At 63.5% G+C, this 20332-nt stretch carries 22 protein-coding genes; 16 read left to right on the forward strand and 6 right to left on the reverse strand.

The genetic code is table 11. From position 1 onward, the window contains the following. The first annotated feature begins 12 nt into the window (after nt 1–12). The 4 genes from preA to MESOP_RS17195 all read left to right on the forward strand — a co-directional run bounded on the left by preA (nt 13) and on the right by MESOP_RS17195 (nt 3236). Nucleotides 13–1326, forward strand: a complete 1314-nt coding sequence (preA, locus tag MESOP_RS17180; RefSeq protein WP_013894604.1) for an NAD-dependent dihydropyrimidine dehydrogenase subunit PreA — start codon at nt 13–15, stop codon at nt 1324–1326. A gap of 458 nt (nt 1327–1784) precedes the next feature. Beyond that, a complete protein-coding gene (locus MESOP_RS17185) occupies nt 1785–2303 on the forward strand; it encodes an RrF2 family transcriptional regulator (protein WP_013894605.1) in 519 nt (172 codons plus the stop codon). 28 nt (nt 2304–2331) lie between these two features. Continuing rightward, complete coding sequence (locus MESOP_RS17190; RefSeq protein WP_013894606.1) at nt 2332–2790, forward strand: carboxymuconolactone decarboxylase family protein; 459 nt, start codon at nt 2332–2334, stop codon at nt 2788–2790. Between the two features lie 68 nt (nt 2791–2858). Next, nucleotides 2859–3236 carry a DoxX family protein gene (locus tag MESOP_RS17195; protein ID WP_013894607.1) on the forward strand — a complete coding sequence of 126 codons (378 nt, stop codon included), beginning with the start codon at nt 2859–2861 and terminating at the stop codon, nt 3234–3236. A 9-nt stretch (nt 3237–3245) separates the two neighbouring features. On the opposite strand, the gene MESOP_RS17200 is transcribed toward MESOP_RS17195, so the two are convergent. Both MESOP_RS17200 and MESOP_RS17205 read right to left on the reverse strand, forming a co-directional pair. Next, the gene (locus tag MESOP_RS17200; protein ID WP_013894608.1) at nt 3246–3968 is read right to left on the reverse strand and encodes an SDR family oxidoreductase; all 723 of its coding nucleotides are present in this window, start codon (nt 3966–3968) and stop codon (nt 3246–3248) included. Beyond that, complete coding sequence (locus MESOP_RS17205; protein ID WP_041164767.1) at nt 3965–4804, reverse strand: SDR family oxidoreductase; 840 nt, start codon at nt 4802–4804, stop codon at nt 3965–3967. The genes MESOP_RS17200 and MESOP_RS17205 overlap by 4 nt, the downstream gene beginning before the upstream one ends. Nucleotides 4805–4922: 118 nt before the next feature. Between MESOP_RS17205 and MESOP_RS17210 the strand changes: the two genes are divergently transcribed. Further along, nucleotides 4923–5795 (forward strand): helix-turn-helix transcriptional regulator, encoded by an 873-nt coding sequence (locus MESOP_RS17210; RefSeq protein WP_013894610.1) that lies wholly within the window; start codon nt 4923–4925, stop codon nt 5793–5795. Between the two features lie 21 nt (nt 5796–5816). Here MESOP_RS17210 and MESOP_RS17215 read toward each other — a convergent pair whose 3' ends face one another. Further along, nucleotides 5817–6452, reverse strand: a complete 636-nt coding sequence (locus MESOP_RS17215; protein WP_013894611.1) for a TetR family transcriptional regulator C-terminal domain-containing protein — start codon at nt 6450–6452, stop codon at nt 5817–5819. A gap of 227 nt (nt 6453–6679) precedes the next feature. On the opposite strand from MESOP_RS17215, the gene aptA reads away from it, so the two are divergent. From aptA to MESOP_RS17245, 6 genes are all read left to right on the forward strand, one after another. Next, nucleotides 6680–8008, forward strand: coding sequence for an omega-aminotransferase AptA (gene aptA / locus MESOP_RS17220; protein WP_013894612.1), 1329 nt, complete (start codon nt 6680–6682; stop codon nt 8006–8008). A 112-nt stretch (nt 8009–8120) separates the two neighbouring features. After that, nucleotides 8121–8567 carry an endonuclease domain-containing protein gene (locus tag MESOP_RS17225; RefSeq protein ID WP_013894613.1) on the forward strand — a complete coding sequence of 149 codons (447 nt, stop codon included), beginning with the start codon at nt 8121–8123 and terminating at the stop codon, nt 8565–8567. A 3-nt stretch (nt 8568–8570) separates the two neighbouring features. Further along, nucleotides 8571–9821 (forward strand): Zn-dependent hydrolase, encoded by a 1251-nt coding sequence (locus MESOP_RS17230; protein ID WP_013894614.1) that lies wholly within the window; start codon nt 8571–8573, stop codon nt 9819–9821. Nucleotides 9822–9887: 66 nt separating this feature from the next. Continuing rightward, complete coding sequence (gene hydA, locus MESOP_RS17235) at nt 9888–11339, forward strand: dihydropyrimidinase (protein WP_013894615.1); 1452 nt, start codon at nt 9888–9890, stop codon at nt 11337–11339. A 2-nt stretch (nt 11340–11341) separates the two neighbouring features. After that, nucleotides 11342–11713 (forward strand): hypothetical protein, encoded by a 372-nt coding sequence (locus MESOP_RS17240; RefSeq protein ID WP_013894616.1) that lies wholly within the window; start codon nt 11342–11344, stop codon nt 11711–11713. 23 nt (nt 11714–11736) lie between these two features. Further along, nucleotides 11737–12114 (forward strand): hypothetical protein, encoded by a 378-nt coding sequence (locus MESOP_RS17245; protein WP_013894617.1) that lies wholly within the window; start codon nt 11737–11739, stop codon nt 12112–12114. Between the two features lie 17 nt (nt 12115–12131). Here MESOP_RS17245 and MESOP_RS17250 read toward each other — a convergent pair whose 3' ends face one another. Then, nucleotides 12132–12536 (reverse strand): cupin domain-containing protein, encoded by a 405-nt coding sequence (locus tag MESOP_RS17250; protein ID WP_013894618.1) that lies wholly within the window; start codon nt 12534–12536, stop codon nt 12132–12134. A gap of 130 nt (nt 12537–12666) precedes the next feature. On the opposite strand from MESOP_RS17250, the gene MESOP_RS17255 reads away from it, so the two are divergent. From MESOP_RS17255 to MESOP_RS17280, 5 genes are all read left to right on the forward strand, one after another. Next, nucleotides 12667–13458, forward strand: a complete 792-nt coding sequence (locus tag MESOP_RS17255) for an ABC transporter ATP-binding protein (RefSeq protein WP_013894619.1) — start codon at nt 12667–12669, stop codon at nt 13456–13458. Nucleotides 13459–13783: 325 nt separating this feature from the next. Further along, the gene (locus MESOP_RS17265; protein ID WP_013894621.1) at nt 13784–14662 is read left to right on the forward strand and encodes an ABC transporter permease; all 879 of its coding nucleotides are present in this window, start codon (nt 13784–13786) and stop codon (nt 14660–14662) included. Continuing rightward, nucleotides 14659–15813: an ABC transporter permease gene (locus MESOP_RS17270; protein WP_013894622.1), complete on the forward strand. Its 1155-nt coding sequence runs from the start codon at nt 14659–14661 to the stop codon at nt 15811–15813. The genes MESOP_RS17265 and MESOP_RS17270 overlap by 4 nt, the downstream gene beginning before the upstream one ends. 40 nt (nt 15814–15853) lie before the next feature. Further along, nucleotides 15854–16825 (forward strand): ABC transporter substrate-binding protein, encoded by a 972-nt coding sequence (locus MESOP_RS17275; RefSeq protein ID WP_013894623.1) that lies wholly within the window; start codon nt 15854–15856, stop codon nt 16823–16825. A gap of 175 nt (nt 16826–17000) precedes the next feature. Further along, complete coding sequence (locus MESOP_RS17280) at nt 17001–17441, forward strand: CHRD domain-containing protein (RefSeq protein WP_013894624.1); 441 nt, start codon at nt 17001–17003, stop codon at nt 17439–17441. A 35-nt stretch (nt 17442–17476) separates the two neighbouring features. Here the strand turns inward: MESOP_RS17280 and MESOP_RS17285 are convergent, their stop codons facing one another. Together MESOP_RS17285 and MESOP_RS17290 are read right to left on the reverse strand one after the other, a co-directional pair. Further along, entirely contained in the window at nt 17477–19126 is a 1650-nt protein-coding gene (locus tag MESOP_RS17285) for a thiamine pyrophosphate-binding protein (protein ID WP_013894625.1), read from the reverse strand. Continuing rightward, nucleotides 19123–20298, reverse strand: a complete 1176-nt coding sequence (locus tag MESOP_RS17290) for a CaiB/BaiF CoA transferase family protein (protein WP_013894626.1) — start codon at nt 20296–20298, stop codon at nt 19123–19125. Before MESOP_RS17290 ends, MESOP_RS17285 begins: the two co-directional genes overlap by 4 nt. Nucleotides 20299–20332 lie beyond the last annotated feature (34 nt).

Raw genomic sequence — 20332 nt, forward strand, 5'->3', positions numbered from 1 at the left:
AAGGGACCTGTCATGGCTGACATCCGCAACAATTTCGTCGGCATCAAATCGCCCAATCCGTTCTGGCTGGCCTCGGCGCCGCCGACCGACAAGGCCTACAACGTCATCCGCGCCTTCAAGGCCGGCTGGGGCGGCGTGGTGTGGAAGACGCTGGGCGAGGAAGGCCCCCCGGTCGTCAACGTCAATGGCCCGCGCTATGGCGCGATCTGGGGTGCCGACCGCCGCCTGCTCGGCCTCAACAACATCGAACTGATCACCGACCGCGACCTGCAGGTCAATCTGCGCGAGATCAAGCAGGTCAAGAAGGACTGGCCCGACCGCGCCATCGTCGTCTCGCTGATGGTGCCCTGCGTCGAGGAGAGCTGGAAGGCGATCCTGCCGGTGGTCGAGGAGACGGAAGCCGACGGCATCGAGCTCAATTTCGGCTGTCCGCACGGCATGTCGGAACGCGGCATGGGCGCGGCCGTCGGCCAGGTGCCGGAATATATCGAAATGGTTGTGCGCTGGTGCAAGCAGAACACGCGCATGCCGGTCATCACCAAGCTGACGCCCAACATCACCGATGTGCGCAAGCCGGCGAGGGCCGCGCTTGCCGGCGGCACCGACGCGGTGTCGCTGATCAACACCATCAATTCGATCACCGGTGTCGATCTCGACAGTTTCGCGCCGCAGCCGATCATCGACGGCAAGGGTTCGCATGGCGGCTATTGCGGCCCGGCGGTGAAGCCGATCGCCATGAACATGGTGGCCGAAATCGCGCGCGATACCGAAACCCGCGGCCTGCCGATCTCAGGCATTGGCGGCATCACCACCTGGCGCGATGCGGCGGAATTCATGGCGCTCGGCGCCGGCAATGTGCAGGTCTGCACGGCGGCGATGACCTACGGCTTCAAGATCGTGCAGGAGATGATCGCCGGTCTCGAAAATTGGATGGACGAGAAAGGCCATGCCTCGCTCGACGACATCGTCGGCCGTGCCACCCCCAACGTCACCGACTGGCAGTATCTCAACCTCAACTATGTCGCCAAGGCGCGTATCGACCAGGACGCCTGCATCAAATGCGGCCGCTGCCACATCGCCTGCGAGGACACCTCGCACCAGGCGATCACCAGCATGGTCGACGGCGTCAGGCACTTTGAAGTGATCGAGGCCGAATGCGTCGGCTGCAATCTGTGCGTCAATGTCTGCCCCGTCGAGAATTGCATCACCATGGAACCGCTGGCCGCCGGCGCTCTGGATGAGCGTACCGGCAGGCCGGTGTCGCCGATCTACGCCAACTGGACGACGCACCCGAACAATCCGATGGCCAAGGTGGCGGCAGAGTAGGGCTGCCTTCGCAGAATTTGGGTCCCTCGCCCCGATCGACGTCTACGTCATGCACACATCTTCTGTGACTGGCGTGATTGATCGGCCGGAGGCTTGGGTTGCCACGTGGTTCCCCCAATCCGTCGCTGCTTCGCAGCGCCACCTTTCCCCCCTCCGGAGGGAAAGGAAGGGAGCGGTTCCGGACGAGCGTTGACGGCAAAAAGCTTTGGCGCCTTTCCTCTACCCCGTCGATCGGGGGAGAGGTGGCTCGGCGAAGCCGAGACGGAGTGGGGGTCGACCAGCTCAGCACGTTATCGCCAAAGATCAGCTGCCCGGAAATGTGTGCATGCCGTAGTGCAAAGCGGGGTGCGAGGAACGCAAGTCCTGTGAAGCTTCGTGACGATATGAAACTCGCACTTCCCTATTGCAGATAAATTTTATCCACGATATAATGTATCCATGAATAGGAGATCGGCATCATGAAGCTGGGCGAGGGCGTTGAAGCGGCCATCCACTGCGCGGCCACGCTGGCCAGCGTCGAGGGCAACAGCACCATGCCGGGCGCCGCGCTGGCCGAGTCGTTCGGCCTGTCGCCGAGCTATCTCCTGAAGCATCTCAACATGCTGACCGCCGCGCGCATCCTGGAATCGGTGCCGGGACCGGCTGGCGGCTACAGGCTGGCAAAGCCTGCAGAGCGCATCACGCTGCTCGACATCGTGCTGGCCGTCGAAGGACGCGAGCCGGCGTTTCGGTGTGGCGAGATCCGTCGCAACGGCCCGGTCAAGCTCGATGCCTCCGCCTATGTCAAACCCTGCGGCATCAACGCGGCGATGCTGAAGGCCGAGCGCGCCTATCGCGCCGCACTCGCCGAAACCAGGCTGTCCGACATCGTGGCCACTTACCAGGCGGAAGGCGATCCGAGATCGCTTGCCGCGAGCTGCGCTTTCGTGGAGCGCCACCAGCGGCCGCAGAAACCCGGTTCGACAACGCAAACCTAAAACCCCCGAAGCTGTGAAAGGAAAGACGATGAAACAGAGGCTGCAATTTTTCGCCAAGGCGCCCGAGATCATGAAGGCGGTGTCGGCGCTCAACAAGGCGGTCGACGAATGCGGGCTCGAGGTGAGCCTGCTGCACCTGATCAAGCTCAGAGCCTCGCAGATCAACGGTTGCTCCTACTGCGTCGAGATGCACAGCCGCGAGGCGCGGCGCGACGGCGAGACCGAGCAGCGGCTCTATCTGGTCGCGGCCTGGAAGGAATCGCCGCTGTTCTCCGAGCGCGAACGCGCCGCCCTGGCCTGGACCGAGGCGGTCACGCTGATCGCCAATGACGGTGTTTCGGATGAGCTCTATGCCCGCACGCTCGAGCATTTCTCGGAAGAGGAACTGGTGAAGCTCTCTGTCGCGCTCGGCATGATCAACACCTGGAACCGGTTGTGCATCCCGTTCCACGCCATTCATCCGATGCCCGCCGCCAAGGCTGCCTGATCATCCGATTGTGTTGGGGAGCGCCGCAGGGAGGTGACGCTCCCGATTGATTTCAAAGGGAGCGTTTCATGCCTGCCGATTTGCCTTCGACCTTGTTGTTCCTCGGCCGCCTGTTGCTCGGCGGCGCTTTTGTCCTCGCCGGCCTGCGCAACATCCAGAACGCAGCCTTCCTCACAGGGCTCATGGCCGCGCGCGGTGTGCCGCGGGCGCGGTTGGCGCTGTGGGCCGGCATCGTCCTGCAGATCATCGCCGGCGCGCTGGTGATGGCGGGTCTGTGGACCGCGCTTGCCTGCGCGGTGCTCTTGCTGTTCCTGGTCGCCGCCACGCCGATGTTCCACAATTTCTGGGATCACCAGGGTCCGGACCGCGCGGCGCGCATCAACGGCTTCGTCGGCAATGTCGCGCTGGGCGGCGGTTTTCTGACTCTGATCGCGCAGTCGCTCTGAAGGCCAAAGCTAGGCCGCGAACCGCAGCCCGCCGTCGCAGGTCAGCACCTGGCCGGTCATGAAGCCGTTGGAGACGAGGAAGGCTATCGCCGAGGCAACGTCGTCGGCACGGCCGATCCTGCCGACCGGCGTCTTGCCGGCATATTCGGCAAAGACCGCCTGCCGCTGCTCGTCCGGCAGAAAATCCCACCAGGGCGTGTCGATGACGCCCGGCGCCACGACATTGACGCGCAGCGGCTTCAGCTCGACGGCCAGGATGGGTGCTACGGTCAACAGCATGCCATTGATGGCGCCGATGCCAGCGACACCAGGCGTGGCGAGCTGGGCCGAGACCGCAGAGATGAAGGTGACGGAGCCCGATTTGTTCAGCGTCGGCAAGGCGGCCTGCAGGCAGGACAATTGCGGCCGCACCTTCTCCTCGACGCCGCTGCCGATGTCGGCAAGGTCGAGGGCGTGGAACGGGCCAAGGCCTTTGCCGCCGCTCGCCGCCAGAACGAGGTGGTCGAACGGGCCGAGGCGCTCGAAGAATTGGCGGACCTCGTCCGGCTTTGAGGCATCGAATGCTGCCTTGTCGGCGGCGCCGCCAAGGCTCTTCCAGGCGCCGTTGAGCTTATCCTGGTTGCGCCCGGTGATGGTCACCTTCATGCCCGGGCCAAGCAGTTTTCGCGCCGTTGCCAGGCCGATGCCGGATGAGCCGCCGATAATGACTGTGTGTTCAGTTCTGTCGCTCATGAATGCTGTTCCTTCGATTTTGTGGAAGCCTGGCCGACAAGGTCGAGGCTGAGGCTTCGCAATTGTTGTCGTGCTCCGGCGTCGTAGGCCTGGGCGTCGGCGCGCGCTTCTCGCAGGCCATCGAAATAGAGGCCGCTGCGGCCTTCGAGTGCTGGCGAGGTGGCGAGATTGACGATGGCGTCGGCGCCGGTCTCGACCGAGCTCCATGGTGTGACCCCTGCCTGCCGGACCATGGTGGTGTTCATGTAGCTCGCCGGATGCAGGGCGTTGACGGTAACCCCGGTGCCCTTCAACTGCTCGGCCAGATCGACGGTGAACAGGATCTGCGCCAGTTTGCTCTGGCAATAGGCGCGCACGCCGCTATAGCCATGGGTCAGCATGACATCGCCGAAGTCGATCGCCTGTTGGCCGGCGGAGGCGACATTGACGATGCGCGCTGGAGCACTCGCCTTCAGCAGTGGCAGAAGCTCCGAGGTCAGCAGGAAGCCGGCGAGATAATTGACCGCGAAACGCAGTTCATGGCCGTCGGCGCTGATCTGCCGTTTGGCGCCGGCCGTACCGACGCCGGCATTGTTGATGAGGATGTCGAGCCGGTCTGTTCGGGCACGCACGGCCTCGGCGAGGCGGCGAACCTGCGCCAGCGAGGCGAGGTCGGCGGCGAAAAACTCGGCCTTGCCGCCAGCGGCTTCGATGTCGGCGACCGTTGCCTTGCCACGCCCAGCATCGCGGCCGTGCACCAGTATGCGGGCGCCGGCCCCGCCCAGCCTTTGCGCGACGACGCGGCCGACGCCGTCGGTCGAGCCGGTGATGAGGATAGTCTTATCTTTCAGATCCATGTTTGGCAGGTCCATGTTTGGAGCCTCCTGTCTGCTGCTCCCGTCGCAAGATGGGACATCGGGCGGATCTCAAACAGTTCAAACTTTATCCTGGTATCAATACTGCTATAATAAGTGCATGGATGCTCCCTTACATTCCGCTGAAGACAGCCGCCGGCGCGAGCTTGGCGCCTTCCTGCGTTCGCGCCGAGAAAGGCTGACGCCGTCGGCAACGGGCATCGCCACGGGCCTCAGGCGTCGCACGCCGGGCCTGCGTCGCGAGGAGGTGGCGATGATCGCCGGCGTCGGCACGACCTGGTACACCTGGCTGGAACAGGGCAGGGACGTCAGGCCCTCGGTCGAGGTGCTGACCGCGCTGAGCGAGGCGTTGCGCCTCGACGCCATCGAGAAGCGCCATCTGTTCATCCTTGCCGGCCGCCAACAGCCGGAGCGCCGCGTGGCCGCACCGGAAAAGGTCGATGCCGCCTTGCTGCACATGCTGCAGAGCCTTGTCCTGCAACCCGCCTATGTCGTCGGCCGGCGCTGGGACGTGCTTGCCTGGAACCCGGCGGCGGTCGCGGTATTCGGCGATTATGGTCTGCTCGAGGGAGATGCCCGCAACATCGTCCATATGGTGTTCACAAATCCACACCACCGCCGCTTGCTGGTCGACTGGGAGGAGCTTGCCCGCGTGGTGCTCGCATCGTTTCGCGCCGAAAGCGCCAAATATGTCGGCGACCCGGACTTCGATCGGCTGATCGCGCTGATGATGCGATCGAGCCCGGAGTTCCGCGACTGGTGGCCTCGGCGGGACGTGGCGCGAAGGCTGACCGGCCTGAAGCACGTCCGGCACCCCACGGCCGGCGCGATGGCCTTCGAGCATATGAGCCTGTCGATCGACGATGGTTCCGACATGCGGCTGGTCGTCTACACGCCGCTCGCCGAGCAGAACTCGGTCGCCAAGCTGCAGACATTGCTGGACGCGCTGCCGGCGGAGCGGCGCAGCGCCTGAGCGGTCGCGGCGAGGCCGAGGTCAGCCCTTCGGCTTCAGTCCTTCGAGAAACAATTGCTCCAGGAACCTCGCCGCATCCTCGAAGCGGCCGTCGCCGCCACGGTTCGGGCCGAGCACGGCACGGACCTGGACGTCGAAATCGGCGTAGTGCTGCGTGGTTGCCCAGATCGAGAAAATCAGGTGCCAGGGATCGGTCCTGGCGATCTTGCCGGCGCGCATCCAGCCCTTGATGACGGCGGCCTTCTCGTCGACCAGCGTCTTCAGCTCGCCGGCCAGCAGCGGCATGATGCGCGGCGCGCCTTGCAGGATCTCGTTGGCGAATAGCCGGCTCTCGCGCGGAAAATCGCGCGCCATCTCCAGTTTGCGCCTGATGTAGCTCCTGAGTTCCGTCATCGGATCGCCGATGTCGTCGAGTTCCCTGAGCGGCGCCAGCCATGTGTCGAGCAGGCGCTGCATCAGCGTCTCGTGAATGTCTTCCTTGCGGCGGAAATAATAGAGCAGGTTGGGCTTCGACATGCCCGCGGCTTCAGCGATCTGGTCGATGGTCGAGCCACGGAAACCGTTGGTGGAGAACACCTCGAGGGCTGCCTCGAGGATAAGTTCGCGCTTTTCCTGCTGTATGCGGGTGCGGCGAGGGGCTTCCGTGCCGGTGTTCACCGTTGCAACACCTCGTGTTCAGGGTCATCTGGACCAATTCTCTGGACCAGTTTTTCCCTAGGCTGTGGAACGCACTTCAGGAGCCGCATTTCCGCTAGTAATCCCTTGACCGCCGACAGGGCGGTGCTAACGTTTGTCCAATCGGTCAAAAATTTGCGTAGCACGAAAGCGCGGCAAAGACCAAGCGTTGGACGCACCGAAACAGGTTACAAGGGGAAGTCTTGGTCATGTCCAACCGGCTGAAAGTCACGCCGAACGATCTCAGCGCATTCTGGATGCCGTTCACGGCAAACCGGCAGTTCAAGCAGGCGCCACGCATGTTCGTGTCCGCCAAGGACATGCACTATACGACCAGCGATGGCCGCAAGGTGCTGGACGGCACCGCGGGCCTCTGGTGCGTCAATGCCGGCCACTGCCGGCCGAAGATCACCGAGGCGATCCAGCATCAGGCCGCCGAGCTCGATTATGCGCCGGCCTTCCAGATGGGCCATCCGATCGTGTTCGAACTGGCCAACCGGCTCGTCGACATCGCGCCCAAGGGCATGGATCATGTGTTCTTCACCAATTCCGGTTCGGAATCGGTCGAGACCGCGCTGAAAATGGCGATCGCCTATCACCGGGTGAAGGGCGAGGGCTCGCGCACCCGCCTGATCGGCCGCGAACGCGGCTATCACGGCGTCAATTTCGGCGGCATTTCGGTCGGCGGGATCGTCACCAACCGCAAGATGTTCGGCACGCTGCTCGGTGGCGTCGACCACATGCCGCACACCCATTTGCCGGAGAAGAACGCCTTCTCGAAGGGTGTGCCGGAATATGGCGCGGAGCTCGCCAACGAACTGGAGCGCATCGTTACGCTGCATGACGCTTCGACCATCGCCGCCGTCATCGTCGAGCCGGTTGCCGGTTCCACCGGCGTCATCCTGCCGCCCAAGGGCTACCTCGAGAAGCTTCGCGAAATCTGCACCAAGCACGGCATCCTGTTGATCTTCGACGAGGTCATCACCGGTTTCGGCCGTCTCGGCGCGCCGTTCGCCGCCGATTATTTCGGCGTCACGCCCGACATCATGACCACTGCCAAGGGCGTCTCCAACGGCGTCATCCCGATGGGCGCGGTGTTCGTGAAGAAGGAAATCCACGACGCCTTCATGACCGGCCCGGAGCACATGATCGAGTTCTTCCACGGCTACACCTATTCGGGCAATCCGGTCGCCTGCGCCGCCGCACTCGGCACGCTCGACACCTACAAGGAAGAGGGGCTGCTGACCCGCGGCGAGGAACTGGCACCCTATTGGGAAGATGCGCTGCATTCGCTGAAGGGCGAGCCGCATGTCATCGACATCAGGAATATCGGCCTGATCGGCGCGATCGAATTGGCGCCCATCGCCGGCAGCCCGACCAAGCGGGCCTTCTCGGCCTTCGTCAAGGCGTTCGAGCGCGGCGCGCTGATCCGCACCACCGGCGATATCATCGCACTGTCGCCGCCGCTGATCATCACCAAGGGCCAGATCAACGAACTGATCGACCATGTGCGCGAAGTGCTGAGGTCGATAGATTGAAGATCTGGGCGCGGATATCCCTCCCCCTCGAGGGTGGGGTGGCCGCGAAGCGGTCGGGTGGGGTCCGTGCGACCGGGCGCCGACCTGATCTTTTGCCGCGAGGCTGCCTCTGATGCCCCGTACCCGCGTGAGCTTCGAAATGCGCCAGAAAGCGCGTGCGCTTCGAGTTCACGCGACCAAGGGCGAATCGCTGTTGTGGTACGAGCTGCGCGAGCTGAAAGCGGCTGGCATCAAGTTTCGCCGCCAGTGCCCGATCGGCCCCTATATCGTCGACTTTGCTTGCCTCGGGGTAAAGCTGATCGTGGAGGTCGACGGTGATATGCACGAGCATGAGAAGGGCAAACGCCACGATGCCGTTCGTGATGCGTCTCTGCGTTCGCTCGGCTTTGATGTCTTCCGTGTTGACGAGCCCGATGTCATAAATAGCGCGTGGCATGTCGCGCAGGTGGTCAAGGGGAAGGTCGAGTCTATGTCAGGCGACCCCACCCGACCGCTTCGCGGCCACCCTCCCCTCGAGGGGGAGGGGGACGTTGGCGCCCCGCAATCGATAGGGTTTTAGAGCATGGCCGCACCCGGCGAGAATCTGCGAATCAATTCAGACCGTTTGTGGGATTCGATCATGGAGATGGCGAAGATCGGTCCCGGCATTGCCGGCGGCAATAATCGCCAGACCGTGACCGACGAGGACGGCGAGGGCCGGCACCTGTTCAAGCGCTGGTGCGATGCGGCCGGGCTCGACATGGGCGTCGACGAGATGGGCACGATGTTTGCCCGCCGCGAAGGCACCGACCCCAGCCTGCCGCCGGTCTATGTCGGCAGCCATCTCGACACGCAGCCGACCGGTGGCAAGTATGACGGCGTGCTCGGCGTGCTCGGCGGCCTGGAGATCGTGCGTTCGCTCAACGATCTCGGCATCAAGACCAAACATCCGATCGTCGTCACCAACTGGACCAACGAGGAAGGCGCTCGCTTCGCGCCGGCGATGATGGCATCCGGCGTGTTCGCCGGCGTGCTCGACCAGGCCGACGTCTACGAGCACACGGACAAGAACGGCAAGAAATTCGGCGAGGAGCTGGAGCGCATCGGCTGGAAGGGTTCGGAGAAGGTTGGCGATCGCAAGATCCACGCCTTTTTCGAATTGCATATCGAGCAAGGCCCGATCCTCGAAGACGAGGATATCGACATCGGCGTCGTCACCCACGGTCAGGGGCTGAAATGGCTGCAGGTGACGCTGACCGGCAAGGAGGCGCATACCGGCTCGACGCCGATGCCCAAGCGCCGCAATGCCGGGCTCGGCATGGCCCGGGTGATCGAACTGGTGCACGAGATCGCCATGGACTACCAGCCCGACGCCGTCGGCGCGGTCGGCCATATGGAAGTCTATCCCAATTCGCGCAACATCATCGCCGGACGCACCGTTTTCACCATCGATGTCCGCTCGCCGGAGAAGGAAGTGCTCGACGCCATGGATGGCCGTATCCGCGAAGGCATCGAGACGATCTGCGATGCGCTCGACATCCAGTACAAGATCGAGCAGGTCGGCCATTTCGATCCGGTGACCTTCGATGCCGGCTGCGTCAAGGCAATCCGCGATGCCGCCGACCGGCTCGGCTATACGCACCGCAACATCGTCTCCGGCGCCGGCCACGACGCCTGCTGGATCAACCGCGTCGCTCCGACCGCCATGGTGATGTGCCCCTGCGTTGATGGGTTGAGCCACAACGAGGCCGAGGAGATCACCAAGGAATGGGCCTCGGCGGGTGCCGACGTGCTGTTCCATGCGGTGGTGGAGACGGCTGTCATCGTGGAGTGAGCTTTAGAGATTTACCTTCCAAACGCCGCTCGCAAAGAAGCGCGAAGAGAACAAGGGAACAAGAAAATGACCAAAGTCATCAAGAACGGCACCGTCGTCACCGCCGACCGCACCTGGAAGGCCGACGTGCTGTTCAGCCACGGCAAGATCGTCGCCATCGGCTCGGATCTGCATGGCGACCACGAGTATGACGCCACCGGCTGCTACATCATGCCGGGCGGCATCGATCCGCACACCCATCTCGAAATGCCGTTCATGGGCACCTATTCGGCCGACGATTTCGAATCCGGCACGCGGGCCGCCCTTGCCGGCGGGACCACCATGGTGGTCGATTTCTGCCTGCCGGCGCCGCAGCAATCGCTGCTCGAAGCCCTGCAGATGTGGGACAACAAGACCTCGAAAGCGTCCTGCGACTACTCCTTCCACATGGCGGTCACCTGGTGGAGCAAGCAGGTGTTCGACGAAATGGCAACCGTCGTCGACAAGGGCATCACCTCGTTCAAGCACTTCATGGCCTACAAGGGCGCGCTGATGGTGGATGACGATGAGATGTACGCGTCGTTCCAGCGTTGCGCCGACCTCGGCGCGCTGCCGCTGGTGCACGCCGAGAATGGCGATGTGGTCGCGGCCCTTTCGCAGAAGCTGCTGGCTGCCGGCAACAATGGCCCCGAGGGTCACGCCTATTCGCGTCCGCCGGAAGTGGAAGGCGAGGCGACCAACCGTGCCATCATGATCGCCGACATGGCCGGCGTGCCGCTTTACGTCGTGCATGTCTCGTGCGAGCAGAGCCACGAGGCCATCCGCCGGGCGCGCCAGAAGGGCATGCGGGTGTTCGGCGAACCGCTGATCCAGCACCTGACGCTGGACGAGAGCGAGTATTTCAACAAGGACTGGGACCATGCGGCGCGCCGCGTGATGAGCCCGCCCTTCCGCAACAAACTGCACCAGGATTCGCTGTGGGCCGGCCTGCAGGCAGGCTCACTGCAAGTGGTGGCGACCGACCATTGCGCTTTCACCACCAAGCAGAAACGCAACGGCGTCGGCGATTTCACCAAGATTCCGAACGGCACCGGCGGCCTCGAGGATCGCATGCCGGTGCTGTGGACCAAGGGCGTCAACACCGGGCGGCTGACGATGAACGAGTTCGTCGCGGTGACCTCGACCAACATCGCCAAGATCCTCAACATGTACCCGAGGAAGGGCGCCATCGTCGAAGGCGCGGATGCCGACATCGTCGTCTGGGATCCGAAGCGCAAAAAGACGATTTCCTCGAAGAAGCAGCAGTCCGTCATCGACTACAACGTGTTCGAAGGCGTCGAGGCGACCGGCCTGCCGCGCTTCGTGTTCTCGCGCGGCGAACTGTCGATCGAGGAGGCCGAGGTCAAGGCCAAGCCCGGCCATGGCCAATTCGTCGGCCGTGAGCCCAACGCGGCGGTCAACCGCGCGCTGTCGACGTGGAAGGACATCACCGCGCCGCGCAAGGTGGAACGGTCAGGCATCCCGGCGACGGGGGTCTGAGCTTGGCGCGTTCGGCCGCGCTGATCTCGGTGGTCTTGGCGGCTGTTGCCGGTGGTCCGGCAAGCGCGGCCGGCGTGCTGCCTGGCTCCTGGGGCAACGATGTCGGCTGTGCCGGCGTAAAGGCCGGCTACCAGGACAGCGATATCTATATCCTGCTGACCGCGGAAGGCATCGAGACCTATGGCAGTGGTTGCCGGTTCGACCAGCAATTGACGTCGGCGCTCGGCACGCAATCGTTGCGTTCGACCTGTTCCGCCGAGGGTGAGGCGGGGACGACGGTCGAAACAATCCTGGTCACCAACAAGGGAGAGGCTGGCTTCTTCGTCACCATCCCTGGCCTTGAGGAACTGGGGCCGCTGCAATCATGTTCTTAACTTTGGGCAATGGGGGAACGGGCATGCGTGGTTCTGGTCTGTCTGTTGCAGTGATTGCCGTTCTGGCTGCTGGCCAGGCTTTCGCGGCAGGCATCGACCTGTCGAAACCCTATGGCGACAAATATGGCTGCATCAACCGCAACGGCCAGGAAGTCGCCGCCGATCAGATGCTGCTTTTGACCGACAAGGAATTGATCACCGCCGCCAGCGCCTGCACGTTCACGAAGACGCAAACGCTGGCTGACGGATCGCTCGTGGTGACCGCGACATGTGAGGCGGAAGGCGAAGAGGGGCAGGAGCCGACCAAATTCACCATCAAGCGCAGCGCCAAGAACGCCAAGAAGCTGACGGTCGCCGATGAGGACGGCAATTTGATGGGGGAAGTCGCGCGGTGCAAATGACGGCGATCCCGTCGACCTCAGGCGACCAGCGCATCCAGTTCCGGCAGCAGGACGACGCTTTCCTGTTCATTGGGATCGGTGCGGGCAATGACCGCCGAAGACGGCGCGTTGCTCAGATTGGCCGGAAGATGCGGCACGCCGGGCGGGATGTAGAAGAGGTCGCCGGCCTTGGCGACGATGTGATGTTCGAGCCTGTCGCCGTACCAGGTATGGACCTCGCCGGAGAGCACGTAGATCGCCGTTTCATGGTTCTCGTGCAGATGGGCCTTGGCGCGAGCGCCGGGCGGCATGGTGAGCACATGCATGCAGATGCCGGAGGAGCCTACCGACTCCGTTGCAATACCGGCGAAATAGGTCAAACCCTGCTTGCCTTCATAAGTGCTTTCAGGGCGGATAAGATGACAAGTGGGTTTGGGCGACATCGGGGAAACTCCGGGCGTCGATTGAGCGAAACAGGGCCAATGGGACAGGGCGAGTGGAAAACAACATCGCGATAAAAGCAATCGGAATCCGGCCGGCGCCCCTGTGGCGGGAACAGGCAGGCCGCGGCCGATGACAGGGATTTCGCCAGCCGTCGTCGCGGCAAGCAAACTTGGCCTCACGTTCCAGACCAATGACGGACCAGTCCAGGCGCTGTCCAATGTCGACCTGACCATCGGCAAGGGCGAGTTCGTCTCCTTCATCGGGCCGTCGGGCTGCGGCAAGACCACCTTGCTGCGCGTCATCGCGGACCTGGAGAAGCCGACCTCGGGAACGATCTCGGTCAACGGCATGACAGCAGAACAGGCGCGCGAGAAACGCGCCTATGGCTACGTCTTCCAGGCCGCCGCCCTGTTTCCCTGGCGCACCATCGAGCGCAACGTCGCGCTGCCGCTCGAGATCATGGGTCTGTCCAAGGCCGAGCAGGGCGAACGGATCAAGCGCACGCTCGACCTCGTCAACCTCGCGGGTTTCGAGAAGAAATATCCCTGGCAGCTGTCCGGCGGCATGCAGCAGCGCGCCTCGATCGCCCGCGCGCTGGCCTTCGACGCCGACCTGCTCTTGATGGACGAGCCGTTCGGCGCGCTGGACGAGATCGTGCGCGACCACCTCAACGAGCAATTGCTGGAGCTATGGGCGCGCACCGACAAGACCATCTGCTTCGTCACCCACTCCATTCCTGAAGCCGTCTACCTGTCGACACGGATCGTCGTCATGTCGCCGCGACCGGGCCGGGTCAGCGACATCATCGAATCGACGCTGCCGAAGGAGCGGCCGCTCGACATCCGCGAGACGCCGGAATTCCTGGCGATTGCCGCGCGCGTCCGCGATGGCTTGAGGGCAGGGCACAGCTATGATGATTGAGGGCTCCGAAGAGCGAGCGGCCCAGCGCGCCTTCGTCATCCTAGGGCGAAGCAAGCGCGAAGCGGCTTGCGCAGACCCTAGGATCCGTGCCGCGACATTAGCCGAAAAGTGCAAACGGCTCAGAATACTCGCCAAACAGAGCGAGGCGCAGGTGGCCATGTTCCGCACCGCCGCCGAGCGGAGAGGTAGCGGCATGGATCCTAGGGTCTGCGCCGCGTCGCTTCGCTCCTTGCTTCGCCCTAGGATGACGAAGAGAAAGGCGCCCGGCCTTCGCTTCGCTCCGGCCACTCTCTCCCCGGCGGGGAGAGGAGAAGGGGAGCGCTAGATGGACACCTTCCGCGACAAGCTCATCCCCGTGACCTCGATCCTCTTGGGCGTGGTCGTGCTCTGGTACGTCTTTGCCGTCATCCTCAATGCGCCGTTCCAGCGCGATCTCGATAGCCGTGCCAACCAAACCCCCGGCACCGTCGAATTCATCGGCAAGACGCTGGCGCAGCCGAAGCCGACGCTGCCGGCGCCGCATCAGGTGGCGGTGAATTTCTTCGAAAACACTTTTCTGCGGCCCATCACGTCGAACCGCAGCCTCGTCTATAATGCCTGGGTGACGCTGTCCTCGACGCTGCTCGGCTTTGCCTTCGGCACCGCGCTCGGCATCATCATCGCCGTCGGCATCGTGCATATGGCGACGCTCGACCGCAGCCTGATGCCGTGGATCATCGCCTCGCAAACGATTCCGATCCTGGCGGTGGCGCCGATGATCATCGTCGTTCTGGCGGCGGTCGGCATCACCGGACTAATCCCGAAGGCGATGATCTCGACCTATCTGTCCTTCTTCCCGGTGACGGTGGGCATGGTGAAGGGACTGCGCTCGCCCGAGATCATGCATCTCGACCTCATGCACACCTACAATGCCAGTGCCTCGCAGACCTTCTGGAAACTGCGCGTGCCGGCCTCGGTGCCGTTCCTGTTCACCTCGATGAAGGTGGCGGTGGCGGCAAGCCTGGTCGGCGCAATCGTCGGCGAACTGCCGACCGGTGCGGTCGCGGGCATCGGCGCCAAGCTGCTCGCCGGCGCCTATTACAGCCAGTCGATCGACATCTGGTCGGCGCTGGTTGCCGGTTCGATCGTGGCGGCACTTCTGGTCATGGTGGTCGGCATTGCCGGACGCCTCGTCGATCGCGCCATGGGCGGGAGGCCGGCATGAACTGGCTGAAGCCATCCTGGCAAGCGGTGCTGGCGATCGTGCTGTGCGTGATCGCAGTGGCGCTCGGCGCGATGTCGAAGCCGGAAGCGGCAGCGCTTGCGGACCCGACCGCAAGCATCAATTATCCCTACCTCGGAACGAAGAGCTTGATGCTCGGCTTGGCCATAGTGGCGGCGCTGATCTCGATGATCAGGATTCCGTCGCTTGCGGAAGCCGTCGTCCTGTTTGCCGGTGCCCATCTCGTCGCCTGGTTGCTGATCTCAGGCATTGCAGGTTTTGAAGGCTCGGCACTGGCACCGTACTTTCTGCTGCTCACGGCAGCCTGGCTGCTTGGCTGGCGTTGCGTGGCGGTGCTGTCGGGGCTTCGCCCGATGGCAAATTGGGCCCGCACCGCGCTCCGCCTGATCATTCCGGCCATCTTCGGTGCCTGGATCCTGATCATCTGGGAAGCGGTAACGCGTGGCGCCGGCATTCCCTTCATCCTGTTGCCGCCGCCGAGCGCCATCGGCGCGCGCATCGCCGGCTCGCTGCCGACACTCGGCGCCGATGTCCGGCAGACCATCTTCAAGGCGGTAATCTTCGGCTACGTCGTCGGCAGCGGCGCCGGCTTCATCACCGCGATCCTGGCCGACCGGGTGCCGTTCCTGCGGCGCGGGCTGCTGCCGATCGGCAACATGGTGTCGGCACTGCCGATCATCGGCGTGGCGCCCATCATGGTGATGTGGTTCGGCTTCGACTGGCAGTCCAAGGCGGCTGTCGTCATCATCATGACCTTCTTCCCGATGCTGGTGAACACGGTCGCCGGCCTTGCCGCTTCCGGCCATATGGAGCGCGACCTGATGCGCACCTATGCGTCGGGCTATTGGCCGACGCTCATCAAGTTAAGGCTGCCGGCCGCAGCACCTTTCATCTTCAACGCGCTGAAGATCAACTCGACGCTGGCGCTGATCGGCGCCATCGTCGCCGAGTTCTTCGGCACGCCTGTCGTCGGCATGGGCTTCCGCATCTCGACCGAGGTCGGGCGGATGAACATCGACATGGTCTGGGCCGAAATCGCAGTTGCAGCACTTGCGGGTTCGGTCTTTTATGGCGTGGTCGCTCTTGTCGAAAGAGCCGTCACGTTTTGGCATCCCTCTGTCCGTGGTGGATAGGGGCGGTGGGTTTAGGGCACTAACTTCAGAGGGTAAAAAAATGAAAAGACTGATTATTCCTGTTCTGGCCGGCGCGATGTCGCTCGCCGCGTTCCAGGCAATGGCCGCCGACAAGGTGACGTTGCAGCTGAAATGGGTCACGCAGGCCCAGTTTGCCGGCTACTATGTCGCCAAGGCCAAGGGTTTCTATGAGGCCGAGGGTCTCGACGTCGACATCAAGCCAGGCGGTCCCGACATCGCTCCCGAGCAGGTGATCGCCGGCGGTGGCGCCGACGTCATCGTCGACTGGATGGGCGGTGCGCTCGCCGCCCGCGAAAAGGGCGTGCCGCTGGTCAACATCGCCCAGCCGTTCAAGAAGGCAGGCATGGAGCTGGTCTGCCCGAAGGACGGTCCGATCAAGACCGAAGCCGACTTCAAGGGCCACACGCTCGGTGTCTGGTTCTTCGGTAACGAATATCCGTTCTACGCCTGGATGAACAAGCTCGGCCTCAAGACCGATGGCGGCCCCGACGGCGTCACCGTTCTCAAGCAGAGTTTCGACGTCCAGCCGCTGATCCAGAAGCAGGCGGACTGCATCTCAGTCATGACCTATAACGAGTACTGGCAGTTGATCGATGCCGGCTACAAGCCGGAACAGCTGACCGTCTTCAACTACTCGGCGATGGGCAACGACCTGCTCGAGGACGGGCTCTATGCCTCGGAAGACAAGCTCAAGGATCCTGCCTTCGAGGACAAGATGGTGCGTTTCGTGCGCGCCTCGATGAAGGGCTGGAAATACGCCATCGACAACAATGACGAAGCCGCAGGCATCGTCATGGACGGCGGCGGCCAGGACGAGAACCACCAGAAGCGCATGATGAGCGAAGTCGCCAAGCTGATCGATAACGCCGACGGCAAGCTCGATCCGGCGACCTACGAGCGCACCGCCAAGGCGCTGCTCGACCAGAAGATCATCACCAAGGAGCCGACCGGCGCCTACACGACCGCGATCACCGACAAGGCGGTCAAGTAAGCGGCACGAGCTGCCTCTTGCACATGTTTGAGAAGGGGCGGGCGACCGCCCCTTTTTCGTGGCGAGCGGTCACAAAACCGTGTGCGTGGATACATTGCGCCGCCCAGCCGTTCAAGTTGCGGCATGCGCGCGTCGGGGGGACGCGACGGATGCGACAGCCCATCGGAGGTTTTTCATGCGCACACACTCCCTATTGCCAGTGCTTTCGGCGCTGGCCGTTTCGACTGCTTTCCTGTTCGTGTCCCCGGCTCTCGCCGAGACGGTGAAATACAAGGCGACGCTCGACGGCAGCCAGCAGAGCCCGCCCGTCACCACCAAGGGCAAAGGCACCGCCACCCTCACCTTCGACACCACCAAGAAAAAGCTTAGCTGGAACGTCAAATATTCCGGCCTCAGCGGACCGGCTTCGGCCGCGCACATTCATGGCCCGGCAGCGATGGGCGCGAATGCGGACCCCGTCATCCCATTCAAAAAGCTGAAGAGCCCGATCAAGGGGTCGGCGACGCTCACCGATGCGCAGGCAGCCGATCTGGAGGCCGGCAAATATTACGTCAATGTCCACACCAAGGCTAACCCGGACGGCGAGATCCGCGGCCAGATCGAAAAGGCGATGTAGGGTAGTCGGCGAGAGGCAGCAGGCTGCCTTTCGCCTTAGCCCTTGTCGCGGATCTGCGTCATTGTCCGGGTCGGCGTGATCGCCTCCGGATCGAGCCGGATTTCGACGATGGCCGGCTTGCCGCTGGCGCGGGCACGCTCGAAGGCGGCTGCAAAATCCGCCGTCCTCTCCACCGTCTCGCCATGGCCGCCATAGGCGCGGGCCAAGGCTGCGAAGTCGGGGTTCTTGAGATCGGTGGCGACCACCCGGCCGGGATATTCGCGCTCCTGATGCATGCGGATGGTGCCGTAGATGCCGTTGTTGACGACCACGACGACGATCGGCAGGTCGTACTGGACCGCGGTGGCGAATTCCTGCCCGTTCATCAGGAAGCAGCCGTCACCGGCGAAGGCCACGACGGTGCGGTCCGGGAACAGATCCTTGGCGGCGACCGCGGCCGGCGTGCCATAGCCCATCGAGCCCGATGTCGGCGCACCTTGAGTGGCGAAGCGGCGGAAGCGGTGGAAGCGATGCACCCAGGTCGCGTAATTGCCGGCGCCATTGGTGAGGATGGCGTCGTCGGGAAGCATCTTCTCCAGATAATTCATGATCGGCCCCATCTGGACCGGGCCGGGGCCGCTCTCCGGCGGTGTCGACCAGTCGAGATAGGCGGCGTGCAGTTTGGCGGTCTCATCGGCCCAGCTCGGCGCCGCAGCCGGCTTGCGCTTGGCAAAGGCTTCGACGAAGGCAGAAGGCGAAGCGTTGATCGCCAATGTCGGCCGGTAGACGCGGCCGAGTTCGCCGGCATCGGCATGGACATGCACCAGCGTCTGGTCGGGGTAAGGGCTTTTCAGCAGCGTGTAGTCGGAGGATGGCATCTCGCCCATGCGACCGCCGATCAACAGCACGAGGTCGGCTTGCTTGATGGCGGTGGCCAGTTTCGGGTTGATGCCGATGCCGACATCGCCGGCATAGTTCGGATGCAGGTGATCGAACAGCATCTGGCGGCGGAAGGAGCAGCCGACCGGCAGCGACCACGCTTCGGCGATCGCGCGTATCCGTGCCACGGCCTCCGCGTCCCAGCGCGTTCCGCCGAGAATGACGAAGGGACGCTTGGCTTTGCCCAGCAGTGTTTCCAGTGCACCGAGTTCGACTTCCCCCGGCCGGGTTTCAACGGGCGTGTGCGGCAAGGCGATGGGCGCTTCGACGACGCTGGTCAGCATGTCCTCGGGCAGCGAGATGACCACGGGACCGGGGCGGCCCGATGTCGCCACGGCGAAGGCGCGGGTGACGAATTCGGGGATGCGCGAGGCATCGTCGATCTCGACCACCCATTTGGCGATATCGCCGAAGAACCTCTTGTAGTCCACCTCCTGAAAAGCCTCGCGCTCCTTGGCGTGGCTGGCGACCTGGCCGATGAACAGGATGAGGGGTATCGAATCCTGCATGGCGATGTGGATGCCGGCCGACGCATTGGTGGCGCCGGGGCCGCGGGTGACGAAGCAGATGCCTGGCTTACCAGTCAACCGGCCATGGCAGTCGGCCATCATCGCCGCACCGCCTTCCTGGCGGCAAACGATGGTGCGGATCTTGGAATCATGCAGCGCGTCGAGCACCGCGAGATAGGATTCGCCGGGCACGCAATAGATGCGGTCGGTGCCGTTGACTTCGAGCGCGTCGACGATCAGTTGTCCGCCGGTCTTCATTTCCCAGACCTCTCCAGTTCGGCAAGGATTTCTTGCGTGTGCTCGCCGAGGCGCGGCGAGGGGCGCTCATAGACGAGCGGTGTGCCGGACATCACCATCGGCGCGCGCACCGAAGGCAGGCGGTTGCCGTGGCCGTCGTCGAGGTCGAGCCGCATGCCGCGCGCAATGGTCTGCGGGTCGGCGAACATCTGGCCGATCGTGTTGATCGGGCTCGCCGGCACGCTCGCCGCTTCCAGCTTGGCCAGCAGCGGGTCTCGATCCCAGCTTTTCAGCGCCTCGATCATGTGCTCGCGCAGCTTGACCCGGTTGGCGACCCGCGCCGGATTGGTGGCGAAATCCGGATTTGCCGGCAATTCGTTCAACCCGATGGCGGCACAGAATTTGGCGAACTGGCCGTCATTGCCGACCGCCAGGATGATGTGGCCGTCCCGGACCGGCACCACCTCGTAGGGGGCGATGTTCATATGCGCGTTGCCCATCTGCACCGGCGACTTGCCGGAGACGAGATAGTTGAGGTTCTGGTTGCCGAGCGCCGAGATCTGGGTGTCGAACAGCGCCATGTCGATGTGCTGGCCTTCGCCGGTTTGCTCAGCATGGCGCAGGGCTGCCTGGATGGCGATGACGGAATAAAGGCCGGTGAAGATATCGGAGATGGCGACGCCGGCCTTTTGCGGTTCGCGGCCGGCCTCACCGGTGATCGACATCATGCCGGCCATGGCCTGAATGATGAAGTCGTAGCCGGCGCGTGGCGCATAGGGCCCATCCTGGCCAAAGCCGGTGATCGAGCAATAGACGAGGCGCGGGTTTGTCTTGCGCAGGCTGTCATAGTCGAGCCCGTATTTCCTGAGCCCGCCGACCTTGAAGTTCTCGATCAGCACGTCAGAGGTGGCGACCAGCCGGCGCACTGTCTCGGCACCTTCCGGTGTCGAGAAGTCGACGGCGATCGAACGCTTGCCGCGATTGCAGGAATGGTAATAGGCAGCCGACAGGTTTTCGCCGTCATGGCTCATGACGAAGGGCGGTCCCCATTTGCGGGTGTCGTCGCCGCCATCGGGGCTTTCGACCTTGATGACATCGGCGCCGAGATCGGCAAGCAGCTGCCCGGCCCAGGGCCCGGCAAGGATGCGGGCGAGTTCGACGACGCGGACGCCTTTCAGGGGTGGTTCGGCCATAAATCACCAGAATTGGTCGGAACCGCAGCCTCTA

The sequence above is a fragment of the Mesorhizobium opportunistum WSM2075 genome (genome assembly GCF_000176035.2).
GTDB classification, from domain to species: Bacteria; Pseudomonadota; Alphaproteobacteria; order Rhizobiales; family Rhizobiaceae; genus Mesorhizobium; species Mesorhizobium opportunistum.